The organism is Thermodesulfobacteriota bacterium (assembly GCA_036482575.1).
GTDB lineage: Bacteria > Desulfobacterota > GWC2-55-46 > GWC2-55-46 > JAUVFY01 > JAZGJJ01.
Genome location: JAZGJJ010000219.1, coordinates 1 through 3,917 on the forward strand (window position 1 = coordinate 1; position 3,917 = coordinate 3,917).

Annotated in this window: 3 protein-coding genes; 2 read left to right on the plus strand and 1 reads right to left on the minus strand. The window is 55.8% G+C overall.

Annotated elements, in window-relative coordinates:
* Positions 1-592: 592 nt before the first annotated feature.
* Entirely contained in the window at positions 593-742 is a 150-nt protein-coding gene (locus tag V3W31_09750) for a CopG family antitoxin (protein MEE9615210.1), read from the minus strand.
* 505 nt (positions 743-1,247) lie between these two features.
* Between V3W31_09750 and lepA the strand changes: the two genes are divergently transcribed.
* Positions 1,248-3,047 carry a translation elongation factor 4 gene (gene lepA, locus V3W31_09755; protein ID MEE9615211.1) on the plus strand — a complete coding sequence of 600 codons (1,800 nt, stop codon included), beginning with the start codon at positions 1,248-1,250 and terminating at the stop codon, positions 3,045-3,047.
* Positions 3,048-3,078: 31 nt separating this feature from the next.
* Entirely contained in the window at positions 3,079-3,825 is a 747-nt protein-coding gene (gene lepB, locus V3W31_09760) for a signal peptidase I (GenBank protein MEE9615212.1), read from the plus strand.
* Positions 3,826-3,917: the final 92 nt, after the last annotated feature.

Consider the following 3,917-nt stretch of genomic DNA (forward strand, 5'->3'; position numbering starts at 1 on the left):
ATCTGCCGAAATTTTGCTGTCCGAGCACCCGGCAAAGCATAGCATCACAAAAACCAAAAACACGAAATTCAAAATCTTTTTCATTTTCATCCTCCAATTTTATAAAGGGTAAACAAATTTTCTTAGACAGCCCCGCAACATAAAAATTTTTTATCATAGCAGATGTGATTTGTCAATTCTACAGCAGACAATGTACCTCCTGTTAGGTTGGGCTGGATTTGTCTATATTTCAGTCCATCTTCCGGCGTGTCCCCGTATCGAGTATGGGGCAGGCCCCACGCCGAAACAAGCGTAACTTTCCCGAAGTTTTACCTCCTCTCCCCTCGGGGGAGCGGTCAGCGGACCGACGGAATGAGGTGAGGGGGGTATTTTTGCAGAGAACCTTTTTTCCTTTTCCGATTTTGCGCGGTACAGGCCTTGGCGAGCCGTGAACTCACAGCGGTTGCTTCACGGAGCCCGTCCAGAACATTTTCTCAGGGCTCGTATTGACCCCCTCACCCCCACTGGGGGAGAGGGAGATTACAGATGAGAAAAGTTGCCTACCCCGTATCAGGTACAGTGCTTGCCCCACGCCGAAACGGTTAACCCTACTTCAACTCCTCTTGACCGATGGTTTTAGCTTCGGGAGCACCACCCTCTTCGCCTTCTTCCAGTCCACGTATTCGGTCGAGTCGCGGGTTGCCCGGAACTTCCTCTCTTCGTCCTCGTTCTTGAACTCAGGTATTTTTTTCGTTTTCTTCATGTGATTTATACACCTCTCCATCCGTCATAGACCTCTGTAAAAGCAATGCAGTAAATGTCGTCATTCCCGCGGAAGCGGGAATCCAGACGCCGTCCCCGCGAAACTTGTCCCTGCGAAAGCAGGGAGCGGGGAACAAAAATAAAGAGACTGGGTTCCTGTTTTCACAGGAAACCCTGGATTCTCCGGTCAAGCCGGAGAATGACATGCTACGGGAATATTGCATTACTTATGCCGGAGTCAATAATACAGTATATGACAGGCATGTCCGCTTTGACAAGGCAATAACGCACGGTGATTTCGATTTCGGGTTGCGGAGTTAGGATTGCGGAATAAGGGAATAACAGCCCAAAACCAGATAATCCGCAATCTGCAATCTCCAGTCTGCAATCGACGGTGTTGCCGCCGCTCGTCACGAAAATAGGACGCCGTCACGGTGTTTTCCTTTTGACAAACCGGGAGCATCTATAATATACTACTTCATTAAGTTTTTTAAGGGGATAGGTGCGTGACGGACAGCGAAAACATACGGAACTTTTCCATAATAGCCCATATAGACCACGGCAAGTCCACCCTCTCGGACAGGCTCCTGGAGAAGACAGGCGCCATAAGCGACCGGGAGAAGGTGGACCAGTTCATGGACAAGATGGAGCTCGAAAAAGAGCGCGGCGTGACCATCAAGGCCCAGACCGCGAGGCTCCACTATAAGGCCGATGACGGGAAGGACTACACCCTGAACCTCATAGACACCCCCGGCCACGTGGATTTTAGCTACGAGGTCAGCCGGAGCCTCTCGGCGTGCGAGGGCGCCATACTCGTGGTGGACGCCTCGCAGGGGGTTGAAGCCCAGACCCTCGCCCACCTCTATACGGCCGTCGACGTGGGGCTCGATATAGTCCCGGTCCTGAATAAGATCGACCTCCCGCAGGCCGACCCCGAAAGGGTCAGGGGCGAGATAGAGGATATCCTCGGCATTGACGCGAGCGAGGCCGTGCTTACGAGCGCCAAGGAGGGGATAGGCATAAAGGAGGTCCTTGAGGCGATAGTGAAGCGCGTACCGCCCCCGAAAGGCGAGAGGAATAGTCCTCTTAAGGCCCTTGTCTTCGACTCGTGGTACGACTCCTATCAGGGGGTGGTGGTGCAGGTAAGGGTCCATGACGGGGTGATAAAAAAGGGCATGAAGATAAGGTTCATGGCCACGGGCAAGAGTTTTGTGGTGGAGAGTGTGGGTGTCTTCGCACCGAATCCCAGGAAGGCCGACGAACTCGGCGTGGGCGAGGTGGGTTTCTTTACCGCCGCCATAAAAGAGGTCAGGGATACGAGCGTCGGCGATACCATAACCGACGCGGAGAACCCCGCCGTAGAGCCCCTTTCCGGCTATAAGGCGGTAAAGCCCATGGTCTTCAGCGGCCTCTACCCGGTGGACTCCGTCCGGTACGAGAACCTGAAGGAGGCCATGGTTAAGCTCCGCCTTAACGATTCCTCATTCACCTATGAACCCGAGACTTCCATGGCGCTCGGCTTCGGCTTCCGCTGCGGCTTCCTCGGGCTCTTCCACATGGAGATAATCCAGGAGCGGTTAGAGAGGGAGTACGGGCTAGAGCTCATAACCACCGCGCCGACGGTCATATACAGGGTGACGACCACCGCCGGAGAGGTCGTCGAGGTCGAGAACCCGACGAAGCTCCCGTCCCCTCAGTATATCGAAAAGATAGAGGAGCCGCACATCCGGGCCACCATACACCTCCCGACCGAGTACCTCGGACCGGTCCTGGGGCTCTGCGAGGAGCGCAGAGGCATACAGAAGGAGATTAACTACCACGGTCCCGCAAGGGCCATGCTCGTCTACGACCTTCCGCTTAACGAGGTGGTCACGGACTTTTACGACAGGCTCAAGACCCTTACCAGGGGCTACGCCTCGATGGACTACGACTACGCGGGCTACATGGAGGCCAAACTCGTAAGGCTCGACATCCTCATAAACGGCGACCCCGTGGACGCCTTGAGCCTCATAGCGCCGAAAGAGAAGGCCGCCGTGAGGGGCAGGGAGGTGGCGGTGAAGATGAAGGAAATAATCCCGCGCCAGATGTTCGAGGTGGTGATCCAGGCCGCCATAGGAACGAAGGTCGTCGCCAGGGAGAGTATCAGGGCGCTCAGGAAGAACGTCACCGCCAAGTGCTACGGCGGGGACATAACCAGGAAGAGAAAACTTCTCGAAAAACAGAAAGAGGGCAAGAAGAGGATGAAGCAGGTGGGCAAGGTGGAGTTGCCGCAGGAGGCCTTCCTCGCCGTCCTTAAGGTCGGCTGAGCCGGGCGTAATGGAGGGATAACCGTAGAATATGGAAGATAAGGGTAAGAAAAATACCCGGAGGGGGACCGCCAGGGCCGGGATGGTCTTAAGGGAGACCTTCGAGGCGATAACCATAGCGATCGTGCTGGCGCTCATCATACGTACTTTCGTGGTGCAGGCCTTCAAGATCCCGTCGAGCTCTATGGAGGATACGCTCCTCATCGGCGACCATATACTGGTCTCGAAGTTCTCCTACGGCGTGCAGGTGCCCCGGCCGGCCATGATAAAGTTTTTCGGCGTGTGGATACCGTTCTTCGAGACGCAGTTGAAGCGGACGTGGGGCGATATAGAGCACGGCGACGTCATAGTTTTCCGCTGGCCGGGTGACAGGGCGGCGGTCAGGAAGCCGGGCGGGGTGGAGTTCCTCCCGGCCAGCGGCGTCAAGGAGGCGCGGAGCAAGGACTACATCAAGAGGGTGGTGGGCCTGCCGGGCGATACGGTCGAGGTCATAGACAGACAGATACTCGTGAACGGCAACCCGTGGGAAGACCCCTACGGCGTGCATAAGGGCGCGACCTTCGGCGACTCGAATAAGTCCTACAACTTCGGCCCCTATGCCGTGCCCGAGGGACACGTGTTCGTAATGGGAGATAACAGGGAGCGGAGCTACGACAGTCGCTTCTGGGGACCCGTGCCCATAGCGGACATAAAGGGCAGGGCCTTCACTATCTACTGGTCGTGGAACGGCGAGGACCGGTGGCTCAGGAGCGAGAGGCTGGGGAAAAGCATAGAGTAGGGACGCTTTCCAACGGAACGGGCTGTTTTTGTTGAAGATTTGAGCGTTTGGTGTTATAAGGGCCCTGTGGACATGAAGGCGCATATAGTTGC